Origin of the sequence: Vibrio ulleungensis, assembly GCF_016900875.1 — a bacterium.
In the GTDB taxonomy this organism is placed as follows: Bacteria; Pseudomonadota; Gammaproteobacteria; order Enterobacterales; family Vibrionaceae; genus Vibrio; species Vibrio ulleungensis.
Map to the genome: position 1 here is coordinate 163,665 of NZ_JAFEUM010000001.1, position 24,311 is coordinate 187,975.

The window sequence follows — 24,311 nt, forward strand, 5'->3', positions numbered from 1 at the left end:
GGTGATCAAGCTATCTCCGTAAGCATGATCATTTCTAATAGGAACGATGATCATTGGATTTTGGAGCCATGATCAAGCGACTTACGAAACGATGATCATGTATACGTCACAGGTTATCCACAGCAGAACTGTGATCACTGTAACTTTGCTTCTTTAGAGTCTCTGAATATAGCCAATCGGAACGATGATCAAGACGTTGATAATGCCTCAATCGACACTGATTGCTGATTGTTTACACAACGGTCGATTGTCAGTTCGTCTTTATGACCTTCGTAACAGATAAATGCATCTTTTCGTTATAGAAATAGTCAGTTCGGAAGCTTGATCAAGAGATGTGTAAGATTATAGTGGAAAAATGAAGATCGGAATATAACCAATGAAGATCCGCTTTGGATCCTCTCAGCCCCCGCTGTATATAACATTGACCGTAATTTGGCTGATGATTTACATGCTTCCGATAGTTGCTCACTCTTGATCATCGTTCCGACTACAATGTCTAAGCCTCTTTCACTGCCCTACTCTACGCTAGCGCAATTTTTTCCTTGATCATCGTTTCGGTCGTCTGCATTTACATACAAATCGATCCGAAAGCATGATCAAGCATACCCTTGATCATCGTTCCTATTCTCTTTGGTGTAGAGGTCATATGCTAGCGAGTACCACGCAGTTCGTTTCCAGTTTCTAAGTCAAAATTACATCGACTGTAATTTATCGTATGTTTATTATGCTTCCGAAGTTATTGCACCTTGCCTATCGAGTAACGCATCGAATAACGTTTACAGTGTAAAATTAAGTGACGCTGTAACACTTTTAATCTGTGTCGATTAGAACATAAAGTTATTCAGAAAAATGGTGATGTTATGCTGATAAAATGTGCGTTTGACCCCATTTGTACCAAATTCATATCTCATATTGATTGAGCTAAAATTCAGTTTTTTGATACTATTGGTAAAAATTTAGAGGTGTGCACCATTTCGTTGTTTGGTTAAAGAAATGCTGTACAATGGATGAAAAGTTAATTGGGCATGTAATATGAAGCGACAGAAAACGATAGAAAACTTAGCTCGGCTTGCCGAGCAAACTCAGCAAGTTCAAGCCGATCGTATCGAGATAGTATTAGAAGAGCGCTCAGATGAACATTTTCCTCCTATGTCCAAGGCATTAATGGAAACCCGTTCAGGACTGACGCGCCGAAAACTCGATGATGCCATTTCTAAATTGGAACAAGACGGTCATCAGTTTACTAAGAATAATGCTAACCATTACTCAATTTCTCTCCAGGAAGCGCATCATTTGATGGACGCTGCTGGAGTACCCAAGTTTCACGAGCGTAAGCAAAGTGTTGGCAATAAGCCATGGGTAGTGAACGTTCAAAATCAAAAGGGCGGTACTGGTAAGTCAATGACCGCGGTACATCTGGCGGCTTGTCTGGCATTAAACTTAGACAAACGCTACAGAATTTGTCTCATAGATTTGGATCCTCAAGGTTCGTTACGTCTGTTTTTAAACCCACAGATCAGCATTAGTGAACACGATAACATCTATTCAGCTGTCGATATTATGCTGGATAACGTTCCTGAGGATGTCACTGTTGATGCCGCTTTCTTGCGTAAAAACGTGCTGTTGCCGACTCAATATCCGAACTTGAAGACCGTTTCAGCTTTCCCTGAAGATGCGATGTTTAATGCCGACGCATGGCAAAGTCTGACTCAAAGTGACTCACTGGATATCGTAAAGTTACTAAAAGAAAAGCTCATTGATCGGATTGCAGACGACTTTGATATCATCATGATAGACACTGGTCCACACGTTGATCCATTGGTCTGGAACGCGATGTATGCCTCAAACTCCTTGTTGATCCCGTGCGCTGCAAAACGCCTCGATTGGGCTTCAACCGTTAACTTCTTCCAACACCTTCCAACGGTGTACGAGATGTTCCCGGACGATTGGAGCGGTTTAGAGTTTGTTAAGTTACTTCCGACCATGTTTGAAGATGATAATAAGAAACAAGTGTCTGTACTGACCGAGATGAATTACTTGCTCCAAGATCAGGTAATGATGGCGACAATCCCTAGAAGTCGGGCGTTTGAAACCTGTGCCGACACCTATAGTACGGTGTTCGATCTGACCGCGTCGGACTTTGAAGGGGGCAAAAAGACATTAGCCACAGCACAGGACGCGGTTCAAAAAAGCGCATTGGAGCTTGAGCGAGTCTTACACAGTCACTGGCATTCACTAAATCAGGAGTAATTTATTATGGCCATTAAAACATCTGAATTAAATGCCAAACTGTTCGGCAAAGCAAATAAGCGTCGAGTAACCAGTCCCGAGCAGGCACAATCAGCCGCTAAGTCAAAGGCCCAAGTGATTGAACTGGCTGTTGCAGGGGAGGCCGCTGTAGAGTTTGAGCTGACCACTGTTGCTGCTTCTAAGATCGAGTCTGAAACGGTTGTGTTTGAGCAAAACGCTCGTGAACAGTCGTTTTTAAACGAAACAGCACTGTCGGATATTTTGACCACTCTTAAAGAGCACGGTCAGCAATACCCAGCAGTAGGTCGTCGAACCCCTGAGGGCAAAATCGAAGTCCTTGATGGTAGCCGACGTCGTATGTCGTGTATTTTGGCTAAGAAAGACTTCCTGATTTATGTTGCCGAAAGTATTGACGTTGAACACGCTAAGTTCTTGTCTGACGTGGCTAATGCTCATAAGCCATTGTCTCTTTACGAAAAAGGCCGCGAAATGCAAGCTAAGCTGGATTCAGGTGAAGTGCAAGATCAAAAAGGACTGGCCGAACTGTTCCAATGCAGTGAAGCGCTAGTCTCTGGTGCGCTAAAAGCAGCGACTTTGCCGGTTGAACTGTTGCAAGCTTACCCTAGTGTTACCGAACTTGGTCGTCCGACAGTCGTTAAGCTTCATAAACAATTCTTTGAGCTCGCTCCGTCGCAGCAAAAAAGAGTTATAGAGAAAAGTTTAACTGAGGCTATTGTCGATAAGCAACATGTCGAGCTGTCGAGCTTGACACAAGTGACAAAGGAAGTGACAGAAACTCTTCTCAGTTGGATTGGCGAACATGCGCCTAAATCTGCTGTGAAACCTAGCGGGAAGCAGCAATTGGTCAAGGGCCGCGCTGATTATGTCAGGAAGGGCAATAACTTAACGCTGAACCTAAAATCTGTTGATGAAGAAGTGAGTCAAAAGATTCTTGAGTTTGTGCAAAAGACTTTGTCTTAGCTGTTTAAGCGTCATCAGTAAAATGTCGAAAGATTTAGGCTGCCTAGTGCAGCCTTTTTTATTGCCAAAGAGGCGTAGCATCTGCAAGAGTTGATAACACAGAATGCTCACAACAATCATGACCACTCATAAATCTGCGTGTTACACTTGATGGGCACTCAGGTTAAAGGTATTCATGTGACTCTAATAGCTCAGGAATTGCAGCGCATCGTCTCGTTGCATCAACAAGCTGCAAACATCGGTCATCGCGCAGTTGTCGTTCTAAAAGGCCCTACAGAGTGGGCGACCGAGATAGTTCGCACCTACTATGACAGTATTCTCGATTCTCGCACTGTCGATGCTATTGCTGTTGCTTGGGAACCATTACCTTTTAGGCGTCATGTTATGTTTAAGCAGGCTCGCACGCTGCTTGGAAGCGAGTGTCAGTTTCTTGCAATTAGCTTAGATCAACCGTTTGATGCCAATGGGTTTAACGCAGCGATAGGTTGCCTTGCAGGAAACGGTCTATTGGTTTTGTCGATTCAAGATGAACCGTCCTCACATTCGATGAAATGGCTTAGCGCTGCATTAGATCGGTTACCTACAATCTTTTTCGACGAAAATAGAACCTCTCCGGTTTGTGCATCTGCTCAAGACTTATTTTCTGAAATACACTATTCTCGCTATCAATGTGACACCACAGAACAAGAACACATCGTTCCCGCCTTAGGTAAGGTTGTTACTGGGCATCGCAAACGTCCTTTGGTAGTAACGGCTGATCGGGGGAGGGGAAAGTCATCTGGAATTGGACTCGCACTGGCCAAGCTACTGCAAAAGCAACGTTGCCAAGTCATTGTTACCGCGCCAAGACGTGCTGCCGTCGAGCCACTATTTCAGTACGCTGCAGAAAACCTTGGTATTTCCGCTTCGGCAAAACTTGAGTATCAAGGAAGTTCGATTCGATTCATTGCGCCCGATGAACTAATAGAAACTCAGCCTTTTGCTGATCTTGTTATTGTCGATGAAGCATCAGCACTTCCATTACCAATACTAACAACGATTGCTGAGCATTATCATCGACTGGTTTTCTCTTCCACCATCCATGGATACGAAGGATGCGGGAGAGGATTTTCGCTTAAGTTTATGCAATGGCTAGACAATCATCGCAAGGGTTGGCAACAACTTCACCTAGAAAACCCGATGCGTTGGGCGCCACGCGATCCTCTCGAATACTGGCTCAACCAAACATTTTTGCTGTCTGCTGAGCCCGATACTATTGAGTCGGTTAACAAGCTCGAGCTGTGTTATAACACGATTGATAAGCCAGAGTTGCTAAACAATTCATCGTTACTCTCTTCTTGTGTAGGGCTACTGGTCAACGCTCATTATCAGACCTCTCCCAACGATATATTTACTTTGCTTGACGATGACGCAATATCTCTCAATGTAGCTACTATCCGCGATAGTGTAGTTGGCGTGTTGCTCACCGTCGATGAAGGTGGCGTCAGTCAAGATGTAGTGGCTGATGTACAAGCTGGGCAACGTCGCCCTAAAGGTCATCTGGTTGCAGCTAATTTGGCGAATCACCTGGGTGAGCAACTGGCGCTATCATTGCCTAGTTGTCGAGTAATGAGAATAGCCGTACACCCGAGTTGGCAGAAGCACGGGGTTGGGCAGTATCTACTTGAGCAGTTGATAGACCGCAAAAAAAGCGAGGTTGAATTCATTTCTACCAGCTTTGGTGTCACTCAGGATTTAGTTTGCTTCTGGGAGCATTGTGGTTTTCGCTTTGTAAAAATGGGCGTATCTAAAGACAACAGTAGTGGCACATATTCAGGCATTTGGCTGTACTCGCTGAAGCCAATGGAGTGGATTACGCAGGCTCTTTCTGTTTCTAGATCTCAGCTCCTAGATCAATTAAGTCATGAAACAAAGGCTCTTGATAGCGAACTTGCGCTAATCTTGTTAAGTAGCTTTGACACTCTTCAAATACCGAATAATGACGTACATATGATGAAACTCTTTGGCCAAGGTGGAAACAGCATTGCAAGTGTGCGCTCGTCAGTAATGGAGGGGCTACGAAGCGATCCTTCTGCATTACAAACTATCGAGCTTAGAACTTTGCTCATTGATGTGTTTATCAAAAATGTGAGCACAGAACAATTAGTTAAGCGTTACCCTGTTACAGGTAGTCGACAGATTGAACAAAGGCTTCGAGACACCGTTAGTGAGTGGATGAATTTACACTGTAAATTGACACTAGACTCATAGTGTCAGCCGTATAAACTCCGATTTACAGTGTAAATCGTTAAATTCTCTAGTACTTTTGTGTGATTTTATGACCGCTTGCGCAGCATAAAGTATAGAATTCGGTTAACTTTAGTGAAAAACAATCTCTGAGGAACATCAAATGTGGACACAGTACCTGGTTATCGAGGAGCCTAATTTGATGGCTATCATTGACGATAGTCAGCACAGTGAAGGCAATATTGATATTCAAGGATTAGCTCAGGCGTTGCAAGAAGTCGGAGCGGAATCATTTAAAGTTGATGACGAGGCAGTTAAGTCCTTTATAGGGCTGGTTCATTCTGGTGATAAATTACAAAGCCAGAAAGTGGTCATAGCGGAGCGCGTCGACACTCTCGTTGAGATCGAACTTCAAAATAATGACTTGTTGGCCGTTTTACACGTTACTGGCGCTTATGGAGGGAAAAGTCTCTCCCCGGTAATGATCATGGATGCGTTATCAAAGGCCCATGTGACTAAGGGAATTAATAAGCGAGCGTTAAAGAAAGCGCTGAATGACGCCAAAGAGTTGAAACCTGGTGAAAGGCATTCACAACCAATAGCAAAAGGTGAATACGCCGTTGCAGGTAAAGACACCCGCTTTGTCTCAATGACCAAAGATTTCCGAACTCGCGTACTCTCTCCCCAAGTTGAATCCCAAAGTAAAACCGGAAAAGTCGACCTCAAAGATTTTGGCGAGCAGATCACTGTCGCACCGGGTGACGTGTTAATGAAACGCATTGCGGCAACACCGGGTACACCAGGCTATACGGTCACAGGAGCGGTTTTAGCGCCAAAACCAGGCAAAGATATCCCGTATGGCGAGTTTGCGGGCAGTCGCCTCTCTAAGAAAGATCCCGCCTACATGATTGCGGCACGCAATGGCTTACCTAAAGTTCGAGATAATGGTGTGGATGTAGACGATGCATTGCTGCTCTCTTCTGTGTCGGTTGCAACGGGTCATATCGGGTTTAAAGGCGATGTGGTTGTCGAAGGTAATATAGAGCCAGGTATGGTGGTGAAAGCCACTGGCGACGTGAAAGTGACGGGATTTATTGAGTCGGCAACGGTACAGGCTCACGGCACGGTCACTGCTGCAAAAGGAATTATAGGTCAGGTTTCAGGTGATGAGTCCAATTGCCAAGTGACGGCTAAGCAAGGCGTTATAGCCGGCTACGCATTGAATGCACAAATAAAAAGCGGAAAAGACATCGAGCTTGGCCTACATTGCATTAACTCGTTATTGACCGCAAAAGGCGACATCACAGTGCTCAACCAATCAAGAAACCGCGGCTTGTTAAGCGGTGGTGTGGTCAATGTCGGTGGAAAACTGTTGTGCTCTCAGCTGGGCAGCGAAGGAGACGCGGCAACGGAAGTGAACATGTTTGGCGCATTCAAACAGCACCTTGTCGATCTGGCTGAGGCAAAAAAGGTGTACACCTTGGCTCAAGAAAAAACCATGGATGTGGTGCGTAAAGAAATTGAGCTTAAGAAAAAGCCGAAAACTGAGCGAACCGAAGAAGAAGTTCAAGCGCTCGATGAGTATAGAGAGCAGTCTCAACGTAACCTCGAAGTCGCTAAAAAGCGAAAAGACACATTAGAAGAAACCCTTAATGATCATCTAGAAAACTGTACCGTTGAAGTTTTGAAAAAGGTCTATACTCATGTCAGTATCCACTACGGTGAAGAGGTGGTGACCACTCGCAGTGAACACGATTACAGTTTGTTTTCATTCGATAAATACCACATCGATCGCCAAAGTATAAAGCCAGAATAGTGACTCACTAAAGCTACAGATTAGGAACGATTCGTATGTGTGGACGACTCAACATAATAGCCGACCCTCTCGCGCAATTAGTGTCTGAAACCTTAGGTATCGAGTTTTGGACAACCACCAATCACGACGTTAGACCGACGCAGTCGCTCTCTGTTGTATCTGCTTCGTCTAATCATAGCTTTGAGCAAACGGCCTTAGGGTGGGGCGTACAACCAGCGTGGTCGTCCAAATTATTGATCAATGCCAAAAGTGAAACTGTCGCCAGTAAATCAACATTTAAGTACGGGTTCGCCCATTCACCGGTAGTTGTTCCTTGCAGCGGATGGTACGAATGGTCGACGCAACAAGGGGTAAAGCAAAAGTTTTTGTTTGAAGGCCAAAGCCCCGTTCTCTATATGGCAGGCGTTGTCGTAGATGGGAATGTCGTCACCTTAACTCGCTCGCCGACGGAGCAGTGCAGTCATTACCACCACCGTATGCCTCTTATTCTTCATCACGACCAAATAACGCCTTGGGTACTTGGCACGATTGACGAGCGCGCACATCTGCTTAATGTGCTGCCTGACGAAGAGTTTATCATTTCAAATGCCGAGCCCCCAGCTAAACCAAGCGCACAAATGTCTCTGTTTTAGATCTAAATCTTATCGCTATGTTTTCCCGTTCTGTCTAATGTTTGTCTTTACAGTGTAAATCCAAGTACAACGCGAGCGTTATGGCTTTGAAGAGTTATTCTGATGTCTAATCTGAAGCAGTGATTTAAGGAGATTTTCTGTCTGTGGGGGGATTAAGAAGGTTGAGATTAGTAATGGAAAGAGGGCAGTTTGACGGCCCTCTCTTTCTATAAGGCTCTATTTGAATTGACTAAACAGAGCATCTTTTAAATCTGCTCGTTGAGCCTTTAGGCGGTGCATTTCGATGTCATCGATAGGAGAGTCTCTTAATTCCAGGGTGCGAATTTCTTTATCTAGTGCATTGTAAGCTTTGGTGTCTTCAGCAAACTTGCTGTCACTGTTGAGCAAGGTTTGGATTTGATCTTTGTACTCGGGGAAGTCGTGCAAAAGGGAGTGATTTTCTCCTAACATAGTGCGTAGCCTCTTATTTAATTGAAGTCGTTTGGGAACCCAATTTAAGCGTAGGTAGTCTTTGTCAAAAAGCAAAATTTACACCCAAAATCTGAGACTAATTGCCGCTTATAAAAAAGCCCCTCTGCATCAAATCAAGAGGGGCTAACTGTGGCTACGGTTTGGCAGTTGTACAAACCGAAGTTAACTGCCGCCTTTCACTTTGCCTTGTTGTAGGTCTTTCAGTACTTGCTCTTTAGGGCCATCAGCGATGATAGCGCCTTTCTCCATGACAATTAGCCGATCAACAACGTCTAGCATGCTGGTTTTGTGGGTGATCAATAACAGCGTCTCATCGTCTTTAAGCTGGCGCAGTTGCGTTTTAATGTGCATCTCGGAGCGATTGTCCATGGCGCTGGTTGGCTCATCCATGATCAGTATCGGTGGACGCCCCAGTAATGCTCGAGCAATAGCAACAGACTGCCGTTGGCCACCAGAGAGCAATTGACCGCTTTCACCTACTTGCCTTTCTAATCCCGCAGGATCCTGCTGAGTGAAGGCGGTGACACCAGCACGCTGCGCCGCTTCCATCACTTCACGGTCATCCACTATGGTTTGTCCCAAGGTGATGTTGTCACGAATGCTACCAAAGAACAGTTGGGTGTCTTGAGGCACGCAACCAATATTTCGGCGTAGGTCGACATGGTGTAGCTGCGATATGTCAGTTTCATCAATACGAATATAGCCCTGAGTGGGAAGGTATAATCCCATAATCAAGCGCTCGAGCGTAGTCTTGCCCGAGCCTATTCGGCCGATGACCGCGACCTTTTCACCTTGTTTGATGCGCAAAGATAGGTTTCGAATTGACGGCATCGGTGCTTCTGGGTAGTTAAACGTCACGTTCTCGAGTTCAATGTTACCTTGCAATACCGGACGGTGGATGTATCGCTGACCTTCTACTTGTTCATCGGGCGTTTGCATGATCTGCTCAATAATGGTCATGGCTGACTTGGCTTGGTTGTATCGTGTTGAGAGCACAGCGATTTGAATCATTGGGCCGATAGCGCGGCTACTAAGCATCGTAGCGGCAATCAAACCACCCATGCTCAACTCGCCTTCCGAAATCAGATACACACCCACAATGATCATTCCAACGCTACAGAGCTGCTGAACCAAAGAGGCGCTATTTTGAATAGAGTCCGTTAAGCGGCGTGATTTAATGGCCCAGTTAGACATGTGTGCGACGGCTTCTTCCCATCGATACTGGAAGTGACTTTGTGCATTAAATAACTTAACCGACTCAAGCCCTACAAGGCTTTCTACTAGGTTTGCGTATTTCTGCGACGATAGTCTCGACCCTTCCTCAATACTGCGTCTTAGAGGTCCCTGAATAATCAAAGAGTGGATCAATAGCAGCACGATACCAATGATTGGAACAATCACTACAGGGCCAGCGACAAGCCAAATCACAACCAAAAACAGAATGGCGAAGGGAAGGTCTATAAGAGATGAAATCGTTGCAGAGGTGAAAAACTCGCGAATAGACTCGAACTCTTGCAAATGTTTGGCAAACGCTCCCGTTGACGCGGGTTTCGCTTCCATTCTCATTCCCAGTACTTTCTCGTACAGTTTAGATGAGATGAGTACGTCCGACTTTTTCCCAGCAACATCAATAAAATAGGCGCGTAGAGATTTAAGTGCAAAGTCGAACAGAAACACCACCAGCACCCCTGACGAGAGGACCCACAAAGTATCAAAGGCAAGGTTGGGGACGACTTTGTCATACACCAATCGAGTAAACATGGGGGTGGCTAACGCAAACAGGTTGATGAGTATCGTTGCGATCAACACGTCACGATAAATGTGTTTGGATTGAAAGAGTGTACCCCAGAACCAGTGCCCCTCTTTGGGTTTTAATACCTCTGGCGAGCGCTGATCAAACTGAAACTGCTTTTTAAGTAAAAACAGTCGGCCGATGTAGTGCTGCTCTAGTTCACTAAGAGACTGAGAAATAGGCACGTTATGAGAGTCTGGAGTGACGACCTCCGCCTGTTGAGACTCGGTATCAATGCTCAGTAACACACAAGCTTGACCCGACTCCAGCAGCAAAACCGCTGGTAAGCTGATAGTAGAAATATCGGCCAGAGACTTTTTATGTTCTTGGGCGAGTAGCCCCGCACGACTGGCAGCGCGTGTGAATAAAAATGGGGTGAGCTGCCCATCGGCAAGAGGTAAGCCGTTAACCAGCGCCTCGGGAGAATTTGAAAGCCCATAGTAGCGGCTCACATAGATAAGAGAGTGAAGCAATGCATCTTGCATAAGTAATCTAACCGCTTATTGATTAACAATGAAACCTTGGAACACATCGACATAGTGTTCCAGCAAAAAGTCGAGTTGATCTTGAGTCTCGACTCGCGACGCAATGGTCTTAATACCCAAGTTTTGCGCAGTACGGGCCACCGAGGTTAACGTGAATTTTTGCTGTTCGTCTTCCAATTGGTGCGTGTATAAATAATCCAGCTTCACGTAGTTAGGGTTAGCCTGTTTAATGTATTCCAAACTGTGGAAACGACGGCCGTAGTGATCGATACCAAACAGCGCTCCTTGATGTTCAATCGCCTGACAAAGCAGCGCAGTGTGATGTTGATTGTCGATAAAGCTGCTTTCAGGGATCTCAAAGTGCAGCATTGAGCAGATTGATGAGTGTTTTGCTAACGTGTCATTCAACCAGCGAATAAAGCTAGGTTGTTCAATACTGCTTGGGGTAAGGTTGATTGCGATGGGTGTGGTAATTTCTTTTGACTCGAGTTTTTCTATCATCGAGGCAATGACGTATTCATCAAACAGTGCTCCGGATTTGAGCTGATCGAGAGCAAACAGGAATTGATTCGCACCTGCACGCTCACCATTGATCTCAATAGCGGAAAGAACTTCTTGGTGGTAGATATTGCCTTGCGCATCTTTGGCCGCTTGAAAGCGAAAGGCGACGCTGTCATTGGTGATGGCTTCTTGCACCGCCGTTAACCATTGCTGCTTGCCCAAACTGGTGTGCTGCTGCTTGCTGCCAACGAAACCAAAGCTAATTTCTGGCTGAGAGAGCGCCAGTGACAATGCGTTGTCGAGCTGCGACAAAATTGCGCCTTTATCGCTTGGAGCATCGTTAAACAGCACCCCAGCAAATAAATCTTTCTCTGCAGTGCCCAGAGGATCAGGACGCAGGTTAGTGGCGTAGCTGTACAAATTGTCAAAAATATCTTTCAGCTCTTGCTCGCCAACATTAGGGATAATAAACGCGAACTCATCGACGCTGAGTCGAGCTATAACGGTATCTTGTGTTGGACGGGTTGCTTCAAAATGCTCGCCCATACTGCTAACCAACTTGTCAGCTTGTTCGTAATTGAGTTCGTCGTAAGCGGTTTTTATGAAAGGTGCTTTGATAAGTGCTAATCCACCAGTCGCACTTTCTTCTAACCATTGAGTGACTTGCCCCATATAGAAACTACGGTTACCAAGTTTAGATACAGGATCCATGTAGGCTTGTTGTCTGAGCGCTTCCGCTTCGTTGGCTTGTTGAATAAAGCTGGCTTCAACTTGTTTTGCCATCGAATTAATGCCTGCCACAACTGGGATCAACTCTTTAGTGTTTGGTAATGGAAGAGGCTCGCCAAACTGCTTGTTTGCCACTTGGCGCATTTTGGTTGAAATGGCGTTGAGTGGGGTGAGTGCTTTACGCACCAATACAGAAATTGCGAACACCCCAAACAGCAGCGTCGAAATAAACAGCAGTCCAAGATTGTTTACGGTTTTCCAGAGCTGAGCATAGGCTTGACCTGGATGAGAAATAATTTCAACTTCAGCCAACTGCATCCAGCCACTTGTGACAATACGTTTATCGTGCTGTGGATAGAACAGGCCAAGGTCGACAAACCATTTTGGGGTATGGCTTGCGGTGATGGGGTAAGAGCGAACAATTTCATGACCATCATCCAAAAATACCAACCGAACCACCGAATATGAACTGCCATCAAACAGGGCATTTATGACCGACTCAGCGGCAACATGATCTTTATCCTGTAGATAGGGCGCGAGAGCCAACCCCACAGTATTAATTGTGTTGTGCACTTCGGAGCGTTGCTGCTCAATCAGGTAATTCTGTGTCGATCGAAACTCAATGGTAAATACCGCGCTCAGTAGCAAGGTAAAGACCAAGATCATTCCAATCACTAGTTGTCGAGATAGTGTCATAATCGTTACTCGTTCAGTATTTTAATACAGGCAGCTTGAGCGACAGGTCGCGCTCTCGCTGTTGCAAATTGTTCCATAAGCTCAACCGAGAAGAGTTTCCAGCAAGTTTGCCTGATGGGTTCTCTTTCATGATCCAAAGGTGCTGAGCATTAAAGCTGTAAATCGGCAGTAAATCGTTGCGAGCCGTCGCAGGCAGTACAGATTTGTTCAAGTTGTCCAATATGATTGGTACGGCGCTCGGTGTGGAGTAGTAAGCCAACACCATATGAAATTGGTTAAGCTCCAACGCCTTTACGTAAATGAGGCGTAGCTTGTTGTCGGATACACCCAGTTCACGCAATGAAAAATATTTGGCGATAGTAAAGTCTTCACAATCCCCTGCATTGGCACCTAAAAATTCAAGCGGGGTCGCCCAGTAGTCACTCTGACCCCACAAATCGATATCGTCGACAAAGTTGAGCTGATTAAAAAACTGATTCACCTGCTCAATTTTTTGCTGCTCTGGCTGCGAATGCAGGTCGGCAATTAAGTTACGCCAAGCAGTGACTCGTCGACCTGCTGCCTCACCATAAAGCGACTCGACCGCAGATACCCACCTTTGCTCTTGCGTATTTAGCGCTGCAGTAAAGCCGCTTAATAACGCTAGTGATATCCATATCCAAAAACGCAAAGGGTGTTCCTACTCTTTCAGCGCGTTGCTGCCGGTACTAATAATCGGCTTAAGCAAGTAATCGAGCAGAGTTCGTTTTCCGGTAATAATGTCTACGGTGGCCGTCATACCTGGGATGATAGGAAGCTCTCCCTGCTGGCCAAACTCTGTTTTGTCGGTGCGTATTCTGACTAAGTAGTAACTGTTGCCTTCTTCATCTTGAATGGTATCGGCACTGATGTGTTCAAGTTGTCCTTGTAAGCCGCCATAGCGAGTAAAGTCATACGCCGAAAATTTCACAATAGCCGGCAATCCTGGACGTAAAAAAGCGATGTCTTTGGGGAGAATGTTGGCTTCAACCAGTAGGGTATCTTCTGTTGGGACGATTTCTACAATGTCCATGCCAGGCTGAACCACACCGCCCACGGTATTAACATAGAGTTTCTTAATTGTGCCTGTTACTGGCGATATCACTGTGGTTCTGTTGACCTTGTCTTGCAGGCCAATGGTCGATTCGGTTAATGAAGACAATTCATCTTGCACGTTATTGAGTTTTTCTTGCTGCTCAGAACGAAAGTTTTGCGCCGCTTCTATACGCGCAAATACCGCTTCACGACTGGCGGATTCAAGCACAGGTACGGTGAGTTGCGAAGAGGTGAGCTCTCGCTTAGTGTCGTTGACTTGACGCTGCAGTTTTAATAACTCGACCTTAGGCACAATGCCTTCGTCGGCGAGTGGCTGAGTGAGCTCGAGCTCTGCTTGAGCAAACTGATAGCCCTCTTCGAGGCTTCGAATGCGAGCATTTATCTCAACGAGGTCTTGTTGTTTTTGAGCCACTTGTTGATCGAGACGACTGATTTGGTTACGTAAATTAAGAAGATCTTGGCGGTATTCCACTTTTTGACGAGACGCGAGTTGAGGATTTTCTTGTTCAAACGAGGGTGGGAAAGCAAGCTTGTTAAGGTCGATGATGACGCTTTCCTTCCAATTACCAAGGTTCACATCTTCGCTGATTTGCACACTGCTAACAGATGCAGAAAGTTGCAAAACGCTCGCCGTTAGGTTGAGAACCTGCTGCTCGCGTTCACGAAAGTCCGATCGAAAGCGGGTGTCATCAATGAGCAGCAGTTGTTGGCCCTCGACAACTTGCGCGCCTTCTCGAACTAGGATCTCTTTAACGACGCCGCCTTCCAGGTTTTGCACCACCTGTAATTGGGAGCTTGGGATCACTTTTCCTGAGCCTACAGTCACTTTGTCGATCTCTGCCCAGTGCGCCCAAGCAATGGCACAGCCAAAAAACAGCACCAATATCCATAATAAAATACGCGCGTGAGACGGGGTGTTTAACAGAATTGCCGCGGTTTTGTCGTCGACAAAATCCAATTCGTCTGCACTGAGCCGCTTAAGATCTTTTTTGTCCATATACTTCCATGTGCTCCCGTATGTCTACGGTGAAAAGTGGGTGGGCACTAACTAACTAGAGACAAGCCCGAACCGTGCTGCAAAGCATTCCTTGATTTTTACAGCACACCGTTTGATTTTACGGGGTTATCACACAAATGTTAAGTCGGGGTTGTACCAACGTGGCAAGTTTCTCATTCCAAAGGTCTATTTGGGCAAGAAAATCGACCACAGCGGCTCTATTTGATGTCGAATGATTGATGCAAGCGCCATTTGTCGAATTGAACTTGTATTTAAAAACGCTTCACTCCACAATCCTAAGTAACAGAACTGCAATCACTTTGTGGCAAACAAGGCGCATACACAGCCTAGTTGCGGTACGCGAAAGTGCGTTGCAAGCGAACAACATCAATGGAATCGATTCACGCCCATACAGCAGGAGACATGGCATGAAACTAGCGGACATTCGTAGAGACTACCTACAAGGTGGACTCCGCCGAGAAGACTTAACCGAGGATCCGATTGAATTTTTCAATCATTGGTTAGAGCAGGCAGTGAAGGCGCAGTTAACGGATCCAACCGCCATGACTACTGCGACCGTTGACGAAAGAGGCATGCCGTTTCAACGAATCGTGCTACTCAAAAATGTCGATGCACAGGGGTTTGTGTTTTACACCAACTTTGAAAGCCGCAAAGCCAAACATCTTCAAAACAATCCAAATATCAGCCTGCATTTCCCTTGGCACCCCTTAGAGCGACAAGTGCACATTACGGGGCGTGTAGAAAAACTCAGCGCCGCAGAAAATATGAAGTACTTTTTAAGCCGCCCTCACGAAAGCCAAATCGCGGCATGGGCCAGCAAACAAAGTTCACGCATTTCAGCACGGGGTGTCTTGGAAGGTAAATTTATGGAACTAAAGCAAAAATTCCAACAAGGGGAAGTGCCTGTACCGGCGTTTTGGGGCGGATATAGGGTGATCCCTGAGTCGATAGAGTTTTGGCAAGGTGGCGCTCATCGCATGCATGATCGCTTTGTGTATACGCGTGAAGATGATGCGTGGCAGATACAGCGACTTGCTCCATAACATCACCGATCCAACGCGACCATGCTTCTAGGAGACTCAAATGGATGACACCGCAGCGAAAATGACGTTAACAATTGAACCTATTCAGCCCGTTCATGACCTAGCTATTGCCGAGATTATTCGTCAAGTGGGCGAGGAGTTTGGCGCGGTAGGGGACGGGTTTGGACCTTCAGATGCGGAAGTGGACCACATGAGTCAACACTACAGCCAAGCTAATAAGAGTGTTTACTATGTCGCGCTCGTTGGCTGCAAAGTGGTTGGAGGCTGTGGTTTGGCCGCTTTTGAGGGAGCGCCTAACCCACAGACGTGTGAACTCAGAAAACTGTTTATTCTGCCCGAGTATCGCGCTTTAGGATTAGGGCGAAAACTGACTGCAATGTGTTTAGACTTTGCTGAGCAGCAAGGTTACACCCAATGCTATCTCGATACGTTATCGAGCATGTTATCGGCTATTCGCATGTATCAAAAGTTTGGCTTCGAGCACCTAGACCAACCTATGCCCGGCACAATCCACAATGGGTGTGATGTATGGATGCAGAAAACTCTATAGTTTAGCCTACCGAGCACTCACAACGTGAAGTTGTGTCTAGAGTAAAAACCCTTTAGGCTAGTTATCAGTAGGTTAAATGAAAACAAGGACGCTGAGAACTTCTGTTATGCCTAACTCGACATCGGAAAACCAACCTTGCGCTGCGCACGCGTTAGTGGTCGAAGGGGGCGCTATGCGCGGCATCTTTGCCACTGGCGTACTCGACGACTATTTAGACAGAGGATACAACCCTTTTGATTTCTGTATTGGGGTATCCGCAGGGTCAACGGCGTTGGCGTCTTGGTTGTCAGGGCAAAAGCAACGTAACCACCGTATTATTACTCACTTCTCCTGTATGCCTGAGTTCATAAGCTTTAGGCGCTTTGTCAAAGGCGGTCACTGGTTAGATTTAGACTGGCTGTGGGATATCTTAGCTACCGACTGCCCGTTTGATATGGACTCCTACAATCAGCAAAGCATGCCTTTTTATGTGGTGACCACCAACATCGCAACAGGAAAAGCAGAGTACCATCGAGGTGATAACGAAACATTGGAAGAGCTTTTAAAGGCGTCTTGCTCGGTACCCTTGGCATTTCGCCGCTTTCCGAAACATCTTGGGCAAGAGATGACCGATGGAGGCATCGCCGATTCGATTCCGGTGATCAAAGCATACGAAATGGGAGCAAAGGAGATTACTGTTGTATTGTCGCGACCGCTCGGGTATAGAAAAAAGCCCACTAAAGCCGGTTGGTTAGTAAAAGCGCTGTTAAAGCAACAACCAGTGTTAGCTCAAGCCATGCTGCGTCGCGCCCAAAACTATAATACTGCCATCGATTTTATTGAGAACCCTCCAGCAGACTGCACAATCAATGTGATTGCACCTCCACCTGAATTTCGGGTTGGGAGGTTAACGACGGACGTTGAGATTTTGGAGGAGGGGTATCAGATGGGGAAAACCGAGGCTCGGGTGACAACCTCGTAATATCCGTAAAAAAGCCAGCACTGAAAGTGCTGGCATACTGTAAGTTAACTTAGAACTTGTAGTTTAACCCAGCGTAGAAGCTACGCTCTGGCCCTACATAATAAAACTTCTCACCGGTTACGAAATCAGAACCGTAATATGAGGTCTCATAGTCTTTGTCCAACAGGTTATTGATTTTTACGTTGGCTTTGAAGTTATCAGTAAACTGATAGATCGCAGCCAGATTTACAAGTGTGTAGGCATCCATCATGTCGCCAGAAGCATCGAGACGTTCTCCCACATACTGGGTATCCAACGTAGTGCTAAGTGCACCAATACGATACGTACCTACCCATTTATAGTTTTGCTTGGCACGACGAATCAGTTGTTCACCAGTAGTGACATTTTCGGTGTCTTTCCAATCACCGACCAATTGATGCTCAACAGGCCCAGTATCGAAGGCTACTTCTAACTCAATCCCTTTAATTTCGGCTTCACTTACGTTTGTTGGTGTCCATTGACCAAATGGATTGGCATCATCAACAGGCATCCATTCGATCAGGTCTTCGATAGTCGAGCTGTATGCTGCCAACGACCAATCAAACTTGTCGTGCTGGCCACGGATCCCAATCTCACCGCTAATCGATGTTTCAGGCTTGAGGTCTGGATTACCTACGCCATAAGGATCTTCTGGCCAGTATAGATCATTAAAGGTTGGCGCTTTGAATGCAGTGCCAGCCCCTGCCGTCAATTGGATCGAGTCGGTTAGGTAATACCCAGCGGCTGCGTTCCAAGTTAAATGATCACCAAAGGCACTGTTATCGTCATAACGAGCACTGAGCTCCAAAATTGTGTCACCAAAATCGAGCAGAGATGTTGCGAATATAGCGGCGTTGTCTTTTTTGTTGTTCGCAAAATTGGCGTCATTTGCACCAGATTGGTCGGCGTATTCTTTGTAAAAGTCGAGACCGACATTAAGGGTTAAGTAGTCGGTTGGAAGAACCGTATTAATCCAAGATACAGTGTGGCGTTTAGCGGAAATGATTGCTTCGGCACGTGTTTTCTCAACATCTCGCGTACCAAGCTCATCATTAGTTAAGTTGTATTGTACAACACTGCGGTAGTTATTTTGTTTAAAGGCTACGCTTCCTGCAACACTATAAAACTGTTGCGTCGTTTCATCTTTAACGTTGGTGAATGTATTTGGATCGTATCCCCAAAACTCAGCAGTGTTGTTAGCCGTATAGCCATTAAACGCTGCACTCCATTGCTCGTTAAATTGGTGATTAAGATTGCCAAACAGAGATTGCGTTGAGTACCCGTACTCTTCGTCGTCTGGACCTGCCTGGTTGGAGTTATAGCCTGCGTCACTTTCATTGTTGACCACAAAGCTTCCCGAAGTTTTATCGGAAATTTGACCTACCGTTCTCCACGCTTGTTGGTTATAGCGGTTGCTGCCACCATTAAGTGCGATTTCATTCACTGAATCGTTATTAGAAGGAATCGTAGTTATGCTGATCACACCACCAATGGCATCAGAACCATATACGGCTGCACGCGGTCCGCGAATGACTTCGATTTTTTCAATAGCAAAGGCAGGGATTAAACCAAACTGAGCAGCGCCGCTAGACGGTGAGTTAATACGAACACCATCGACTAGTACGACGGTTTGGTTAGAGTTTGTCCCACGTAAAAATACGCCGGTAGTGCTGCCTCTCGTGCCCTGTGAAGCCACTTCAACTCCAGATAGAGTTCGGAGGACGTCGAGAGCGGAGTCTGCGTTAAGAGTTTCAATCTGTTCGCGTGTTACTGTGCTGACCGACGCTAACACCGATGCAGTCGGTTGTTCAAAACGGTTCGCTGTATACGATATAGTCAGTTCAACGGGTTCATCAGATGTATCTTGAGCAAATACGAATGGGCTTGTAAAAAGTGGCGCACAAAGGCACAGCGATGCAACCTTGCTCGCTAAAGGTGTGATTTTCATTTTGTATCCTAAAATCGCGTAGTTTGAAGGGATATCCATCCCCGTTCACTGGTTGGTATTCGGACTTAAGAGCACGGGTTATTCACCCACCTTACGTTCCACTTCCCGCCTAATTTCCATAAGACAGTGTGCGAATGAACGCTTGTTCTCTATTACCGCTGCGCGTCAGTTCTGGAATTGCACCAGATTCCCTGTTAGATCCGTTTGTTGTGACAATCGGAGACCAGCGAGAGGCAGTGTAATAGTTAGACGTATGGATGTCTATTTATTTGTTTGAGTTGATGTTTTGGCGTTGAAATTGCGTATTTAGTGAGGGAAGGATGAATGACTGAATCATCGGGAATCGGCTTTACTCTATGAGCGGCCGAATCAAAAAAGGCAGCCATTGGCTGCCTTTATCACTATTTATTGGTGTTGCGATTAAGAGTTCTGCTCTGCAAGATCGAGTGCTTGAGCATCTTCTTCTTCAATCAGCGCATCCACAATCACAGCACAGGCTGCGTCACCGGTGATGTTCAATGCGGTACGGATCATGTCAAATACACGGTCCAAAGCGAACAGCAGTGGTAGACCTTCAATTGGGATACCTGCTGCAATCAGTACTGCAACAACAAGGAAAGACGGGCCTGGAACACCTGCTTGGCCAACAGCACCTAGCGTCGATGTTAGAATGATCGCAACGTATGCGCCCATCGACAGATCGATGTTAAACAGCTGCGCAAAGAAGATAGCAACCAAGCCGTAGTAAATCGCGTTGCCCGACATGTTGATTGTCGCACCCAGTGGCAGCACGAAAGAGGCCGTTGAATTGCGAACTTTAAGGTCGTGTTCAACCGCGTCCATAGTCACAGGAAGAGTGGCCATAGAAGACGCTGTAGATAGTGCAACTGCTTGTGGCTTTTTCATTACCGACAAGAACTCCTTCGCCGATGTTTTGGTAAAGATTTGCACCATTAGAGGGTATGCGACAAAACCAAAGATTAAGATTGCGGCGACGTAAACAACAAACAGCTTGAATACCACCATCAACGCGCCAAAACCGAAGGTACCCACCGCTTCTGCCATCAGGCCAAACACGCCAAGAGGAGCAATGATCATCACTTTGTTGATCATCCAAACCATCGCATCAACAATGGTGTTTACACCGCTGATAATAGGATCGCGTTTCTCTTTTGCTTGTTTTGATAGTGCAATACCAAAGAATAGGCAGAACACTAGGATTTGAAGAATATTGGCTTCATTGAGAGACTGGAAAATGTTGGTTGGGATCATACCAATAACGGTAGCCCAAAATGTAGGTAGCTCTCCTTGAGACGCATATTCTGCTGAGAACATGCTCTCGATGCCAGCGATGTCAATGTTAACACCAGGCTTAAACACTTCACCCATAACTAGGGCTAGCGCGACTGCTAAGGCACTGGTAAGCGCAAAGTAGCCTAAAGTAACCACGCCCACCTTGCCGGCAGACTGACTGTTGCCCAATCCTGCTGCACCAGAAATGAGCGCAACCGCAACCAGCGGGATCACTAGCATTTTAATTAGGCTGATAAAGATAGCACCAAGAGGCGCAAAAACAGCGGCAGTTTCGCCCATGAGAGCACCGACGATCGTACCGACAATCATGGCGATGACGACTTGAACACCGATATTGTTGAGATATCGTTTTTTATTGATCATTGTTGTACCTTATGTTGTGATTATGCGAATGGATAGTTAATTAAACCTGTTTTAATGTGTTTTGTGGTTTAAAAATCCGCACAGATTCTTTCAGCTTATAGAATGTCGTGCAGTGCGCAATGTCACACTTTTATAGGTTGTCAGAATAAAAGCTGGCTTGGCGCGTTTTCTAAGTTGGAGTTGAGGGATACATGTTGGGATTGCATGGGTATAGGTATGGGTATCGGTAAGAAAGAAAAAGGCCTTTCATAACAATGAAAGGCCTTAATTGAATTGAAGGTAAACCTTAGTTTGGGCGCTAATTGATTTCTCGAACTAAGCGTAAGCCTAAGAAGTTCGCACCAGAGTTCGGGTTCACATACAGCAGTTCCGATGCGGCTGCTTTGCTTGGTGCAAAGCTCCATGCGCCACCTTTAGCAACACCTTCTGGAGAGTTGGTCCACTCCCATACGTTGCCTACCGTGTCGTATAGGCCCCATGCGTTTGCACTGAAGCTTTTCACCGGAGAAGTGCTTTGGTTAGACCAATTGGTGCCACCCCAGCCAGTGTTGGCGCGGCTAGTACCAAATTCGTCACCCCACCAATATTGTGTGTCGCTACCAGCACGCGCCGCGACTTCCCATTCGTAAACGGTTGGTAAGCGGTACTTAAACCCTGTTTGGCTTGAAAGCCACGTTGCATATGTCTGAGCGTCAGTTCGCGATAGGCAAACAACCGGTGAGTCACCTTGCTGTTTAAAGCCTGGGCTGCGCCAACTGCTGTTTACTTTTGGCGTCAGGGTACTCGTAGCAAAGGCTAGGCAGCTTTTGTTCACTTCTGGGTCGGTTTGGTAATCGGCTTCTTCAACAAATCGTCCAAATTGAGCCACAGTTACGGGCGCTTGGCCAATCGCATACGAGCGCTTAATGATGGCTGTTTCACTGGCGTTATCGCCTACTGCGTATTCACCACGTTGGATCACCACCATGGTTGGGCCATTGCTTTTATCTTTTAGCTTGTCAGCAAATGTCTTGCCTGATTTAGGCAAGTTGCTGTGTTCACGAAGCACAGCCCGTAACGTATGATCGGTTCGAACAGTAAGGTCTTGATTAAACGACTTGTAGCCTTCTTTAGAGACCGTCACGCGGTGGACGCCTACAGGAAGCATCACATCGATAGGTGTGCTGCCATAAGATACGCCATCCACCCATACTTGGTCGTCGTATTGGTTTGAACGAATCGTTAGATTGACCCACTGAACTTCTTGGCTTTGACCCGCTTCACTGTCGTTACTGCTTGGTGCAAAGCAGTATCGAGACTCAACGTCTAGAAGGCGACAAGGAGCATTGGTTGCTGGACGCGTTTCCAGTTGGATATCAAGTTCAGTGCGGTATTTGTTATCACCAAATAACTGGGCTAGTTTTACGTCTTTACCGACAACGTGAATATTGAGAGACGCTTCACCCAAGTGACGTTTAACTTGCTTGGTTTCGGTTGTGCCAGAGATCAGTTTGTCTTGATATTGGCTCACCGCTTTTTGAACCGCAAGGGTTTGAGTTTGATCGGCACACTGAGCAATCGTCATTGACGTGTCGCAGTCATGAGTAAAGTCGACGTTGGCGATTTCTCCAGTGCTAAGCTCTGTTCTTAATCGAGTGACGCGAGCACGGATGTGCTCTTCTTTGACTTGCTCAAGTGCCTCAAGGTTTCGTTTTTGCTGAGCCTGAGCCAGCAGTAACGACGCCGTTAACTCATGGACTTGATGCTGGTTGTTAAGTACCGATTGCTGGTGGTCTTTAATGGCTTCCCACGTCTGTTGGTAAGCACGCTGAGACGCGGCGATATCGAGGTCGGGTTCTTCAAGCATACGCGCATAGTCGCGATCCAAATTAGTCTGTGCAGACTTACGTCGCTTCTCAAGCTCAACGGCTTCATTTTCGAGACGTGACTGTTTGCTCTTGGCGTTATCAAGAGATTGCTTGATTAAGTCGAGTTCGGTACCGGTACTGGTAACTTCCGCTTGTTGTTGTTCAATGGCAAGCTGTGCTTGAGCGACCGGATCTACTGATTGAGTCGTCTCTTCTGCCGCATTGACGCTTGCTGCACCACATAAAAGCAGTGCACTGCATAGTGCTGATAATCCTTGGCGCATGTTCCAATAGCTAAACGAAAGTTGAATATCCCGTATTCTATACAAAATCGCCACTAGGTCACAACGTGCAATCGATGCAGATGTGAACATAGTGGCGTTAGAAGCGCAAAAGTCTCTGTTTTAGAAGGGCTAACCTTCTTTAGATGGTGATAATTTCACCCAAATGGTGTCGTTACCATTTACACTCACTTTGCGGTTGTATGTTTCGTAGCCATCTTTTGCTACAGAAATCTGATGTTGACCCGATGGCAGTACAATTTCAACCGGCGTACTGCCGTAACTGACGCCATTAATCGTGACACGATCGTTGTACTGATCAGAACGAACAGTAATGTTTGCCCACTCTTTATCATTCTTACTTGTTTGGGAGCTGTTATTTAAACAGTAGCGATTTGCCACGTTTAGTAACGAACATGCGGCCGTTGTATCTGGCTTGGCTTGTAGTTGAGCTTGCAGCTCAGTGTAGTAACCATTGCTTCCGGTAAAACCGCTGGTCAAAAACTGGCTTTCTTGAATATGAATATTCAGCTGCACACCTTCCATGTTTTGCTTAGCAAGATTGGTTTCGGTGAGCTTGGCAATCAACTGGGTTTTAAATTCGTTAACGGCTTTTTGTTTGTTTAGATGACGTCCTTGGTTACTACATTCACCTAAGGTCATCGTACTTGAACACGTGGTTTGGTAGCTTGTCTCAACGACAGAGCTTTCACGCAATTCACTGTTGATGCGTTTAACTCGTGCACCCACTTTTGCTTCGCGCAGGTTTTCTAGTTCGCTGTATAGACGAGCTTTTTTCTGCTTGGTCTGGCTAACCTTAAGTTCGCTTTCGGCTATTTTTTGCTTGGTTTCAAGCTGTAGACGCTGGTTCTCTTTAATTTGAGCCCACGTCTCTTGATAGCGCTTTTGAAAGCTAGAGAGATCGACATCTGGATCTTCTAGAAGGCGAGCGTACTGCTTGTCGAGCTCTGATTTTGCACGGTTTAGGCGTGTTTCTAGATCATTGTATTGACGACTTAAGATGACGCTGTTTTGTTGCAGTTCGCTGAGGGCGTCAGCTTCTTGAGCGACAACCGCATCGATAGCGACGATATCAGTTCTTTTTTGTTCAATATCTTGCGTAATTGCAGAAACCGGATCTACAGGAGAGCGGTTCTCAGTGGCAGCATAGCTGGTCGCGGTTAGCGTGGATAACAGCGCAACAAGCAGCGCTGACTGTCGACATCTCATCATAGTTCCTTGCCAAAATATGTCATTATTAGTTATTTTTTAACGGCCCATAGCAATAGTCATCATCCAATTGATCGTCATTGCC

The 24,311-nt window shown here is 46.1% G+C and carries 17 protein-coding genes and 1 riboswitch; of the genes, 8 read left to right on the forward strand and 9 right to left on the reverse strand.

The genetic code is table 11. The features are described from left to right. Positions 1–1,032: 1,032 nt before the first annotated feature. From JQC93_RS00840 to JQC93_RS00860, 5 genes are all read left to right on the forward strand, one after another. Entirely contained in the window at positions 1,033–2,250 is a 1,218-nt protein-coding gene (locus JQC93_RS00840; protein WP_205156586.1) for a ParA family protein, read from the forward strand. 6 nt (positions 2,251–2,256) lie between these two features. Continuing rightward, positions 2,257–3,231: a ParB/RepB/Spo0J family partition protein gene (locus tag JQC93_RS00845; RefSeq protein ID WP_205156587.1), complete on the forward strand. Its 975-nt coding sequence runs from the start codon at positions 2,257–2,259 to the stop codon at positions 3,229–3,231. 177 nt (positions 3,232–3,408) lie between these two features. Further along, the gene (locus tag JQC93_RS00850) at positions 3,409–5,481 is read left to right on the forward strand and encodes a GNAT family N-acetyltransferase (protein ID WP_205156588.1); all 2,073 of its coding nucleotides are present in this window, start codon (positions 3,409–3,411) and stop codon (positions 5,479–5,481) included. 139 nt (positions 5,482–5,620) lie between these two features. Beyond that, positions 5,621–7,273: a DUF342 domain-containing protein gene (locus tag JQC93_RS00855; RefSeq protein WP_205156589.1), complete on the forward strand. Its 1,653-nt coding sequence runs from the start codon at positions 5,621–5,623 to the stop codon at positions 7,271–7,273. A gap of 35 nt (positions 7,274–7,308) precedes the next feature. After that, positions 7,309–7,905 (forward strand): SOS response-associated peptidase, encoded by a 597-nt coding sequence (locus tag JQC93_RS00860; RefSeq protein ID WP_205156590.1) that lies wholly within the window; start codon positions 7,309–7,311, stop codon positions 7,903–7,905. 216 nt (positions 7,906–8,121) lie between these two features. Here the strand turns inward: JQC93_RS00860 and JQC93_RS00865 are convergent, their stop codons facing one another. The 5 genes from JQC93_RS00865 to JQC93_RS00885 form a co-directional block, all read right to left on the reverse strand. Next, entirely contained in the window at positions 8,122–8,355 is a 234-nt protein-coding gene (locus JQC93_RS00865; RefSeq protein ID WP_205156591.1) for a YdcH family protein, read from the reverse strand. A gap of 183 nt (positions 8,356–8,538) precedes the next feature. After that, entirely contained in the window at positions 8,539–10,653 is a 2,115-nt protein-coding gene (locus JQC93_RS00870; protein WP_205156592.1) for a type I secretion system permease/ATPase, read from the reverse strand. A 15-nt stretch (positions 10,654–10,668) separates the two neighbouring features. Next, the gene (locus JQC93_RS00875; RefSeq protein ID WP_205156593.1) at positions 10,669–12,579 is read right to left on the reverse strand and encodes a bifunctional diguanylate cyclase/phosphodiesterase; all 1,911 of its coding nucleotides are present in this window, start codon (positions 12,577–12,579) and stop codon (positions 10,669–10,671) included. A gap of 13 nt (positions 12,580–12,592) precedes the next feature. Further along, a complete protein-coding gene (locus tag JQC93_RS00880; protein ID WP_205156594.1) occupies positions 12,593–13,249 on the reverse strand; it encodes a transglutaminase-like cysteine peptidase in 657 nt (218 codons plus the stop codon). Between the two features lie 9 nt (positions 13,250–13,258). Further along, positions 13,259–14,650, reverse strand: coding sequence for an HlyD family type I secretion periplasmic adaptor subunit (locus JQC93_RS00885; protein WP_205156595.1), 1,392 nt, complete (start codon positions 14,648–14,650; stop codon positions 13,259–13,261). A 428-nt stretch (positions 14,651–15,078) separates the two neighbouring features. On the opposite strand from JQC93_RS00885, the gene pdxH reads away from it, so the two are divergent. The 3 genes from pdxH (at position 15,079) to JQC93_RS00900 (ending at position 17,225) form a co-directional block, all read left to right on the forward strand. Then, the gene (gene pdxH, locus JQC93_RS00890) at positions 15,079–15,714 is read left to right on the forward strand and encodes a pyridoxamine 5'-phosphate oxidase (RefSeq protein WP_205156596.1); all 636 of its coding nucleotides are present in this window, start codon (positions 15,079–15,081) and stop codon (positions 15,712–15,714) included. Between the two features lie 61 nt (positions 15,715–15,775). Continuing rightward, on the forward strand, positions 15,776–16,264 hold the full coding sequence (locus tag JQC93_RS00895; RefSeq protein WP_205157342.1) for a GNAT family N-acetyltransferase: 489 nt from the start codon (positions 15,776–15,778) through the stop codon (positions 16,262–16,264). Positions 16,265–16,370: 106 nt separating this feature from the next. Continuing rightward, on the forward strand, positions 16,371–17,225 hold the full coding sequence (locus JQC93_RS00900; RefSeq protein WP_205156597.1) for a patatin-like phospholipase family protein: 855 nt from the start codon (positions 16,371–16,373) through the stop codon (positions 17,223–17,225). Positions 17,226–17,274: 49 nt separating this feature from the next. Here the strand turns inward: JQC93_RS00900 and JQC93_RS00905 are convergent, their stop codons facing one another. The 4 genes from JQC93_RS00905 to JQC93_RS00920 all read right to left on the reverse strand — a co-directional run bounded on the left by JQC93_RS00905 (position 17,275) and on the right by JQC93_RS00920 (position 24,229). Next, positions 17,275–19,191, reverse strand: a complete 1,917-nt coding sequence (locus JQC93_RS00905) for a TonB-dependent receptor domain-containing protein (protein ID WP_205156598.1) — start codon at positions 19,189–19,191, stop codon at positions 17,275–17,277. 33 nt (positions 19,192–19,224) lie between these two features. Beyond that, positions 19,225–19,434, reverse strand: a riboswitch (cobalamin riboswitch). 177 nt (positions 19,435–19,611) lie between these two features. Continuing rightward, on the reverse strand, positions 19,612–20,868 hold the full coding sequence (locus JQC93_RS00910; protein ID WP_205156599.1) for a dicarboxylate/amino acid:cation symporter: 1,257 nt from the start codon (positions 20,866–20,868) through the stop codon (positions 19,612–19,614). Positions 20,869–21,166: 298 nt separating this feature from the next. After that, the gene (locus JQC93_RS00915; protein WP_205156600.1) at positions 21,167–23,089 is read right to left on the reverse strand and encodes an SUMF1/EgtB/PvdO family nonheme iron enzyme; all 1,923 of its coding nucleotides are present in this window, start codon (positions 23,087–23,089) and stop codon (positions 21,167–21,169) included. 39 nt (positions 23,090–23,128) lie between these two features. Continuing rightward, complete coding sequence (locus tag JQC93_RS00920; RefSeq protein ID WP_205156601.1) at positions 23,129–24,229, reverse strand: PEGA domain-containing protein; 1,101 nt, start codon at positions 24,227–24,229, stop codon at positions 23,129–23,131. Between the last annotated feature and the right edge of the window lie 82 nt (positions 24,230–24,311).

Excerpts from the sequence above, each read along its gene's own strand:
- JQC93_RS00840 (WP_205156586.1), top strand. The coding sequence starts at position 1,033 with ATGAAGCGACAGAAAACGATAGAAAACTTAGCTCGGCTTGCCGAGCAA.
- JQC93_RS00845 (WP_205156587.1), top strand. The coding sequence starts at position 2,257 with ATGGCCATTAAAACATCTGAATTAAATGCCAAACTGTTCGGCAAAGCA.
- JQC93_RS00855 (WP_205156589.1), top strand. The coding sequence starts at position 5,621 with ATGTGGACACAGTACCTGGTTATCGAGGAGCCTAATTTGATGGCTATC.
- JQC93_RS00860 (WP_205156590.1), top strand. The coding sequence starts at position 7,309 with ATGTGTGGACGACTCAACATAATAGCCGACCCTCTCGCGCAATTAGTG.
- JQC93_RS00865 (WP_205156591.1), bottom strand. The coding sequence starts at position 8,355 with ATGTTAGGAGAAAATCACTCCCTTTTGCACGACTTCCCCGAGTACAAA.
- JQC93_RS00870 (WP_205156592.1), bottom strand. The coding sequence starts at position 10,653 with ATGCAAGATGCATTGCTTCACTCTCTTATCTATGTGAGCCGCTACTAT.
- JQC93_RS00875 (WP_205156593.1), bottom strand. The coding sequence starts at position 12,579 with ATGACACTATCTCGACAACTAGTGATTGGAATGATCTTGGTCTTTACC.
- JQC93_RS00885 (WP_205156595.1), bottom strand. The coding sequence starts at position 14,650 with ATGGACAAAAAAGATCTTAAGCGGCTCAGTGCAGACGAATTGGATTTT.
- pdxH (WP_205156596.1), top strand. The coding sequence starts at position 15,079 with ATGAAACTAGCGGACATTCGTAGAGACTACCTACAAGGTGGACTCCGC.
- JQC93_RS00895 (WP_205157342.1), top strand. The coding sequence starts at position 15,776 with ATGACGTTAACAATTGAACCTATTCAGCCCGTTCATGACCTAGCTATT.
- JQC93_RS00900 (WP_205156597.1), top strand. The coding sequence starts at position 16,371 with ATGCCTAACTCGACATCGGAAAACCAACCTTGCGCTGCGCACGCGTTA.
- JQC93_RS00905 (WP_205156598.1), bottom strand. The coding sequence starts at position 19,191 with ATGAAAATCACACCTTTAGCGAGCAAGGTTGCATCGCTGTGCCTTTGT.
- JQC93_RS00910 (WP_205156599.1), bottom strand. The coding sequence starts at position 20,868 with ATGATCAATAAAAAACGATATCTCAACAATATCGGTGTTCAAGTCGTC.
- JQC93_RS00915 (WP_205156600.1), bottom strand. The coding sequence starts at position 23,089 with ATGTTCACATCTGCATCGATTGCACGTTGTGACCTAGTGGCGATTTTG.
- JQC93_RS00920 (WP_205156601.1), bottom strand. The coding sequence starts at position 24,229 with ATGATGAGATGTCGACAGTCAGCGCTGCTTGTTGCGCTGTTATCCACG.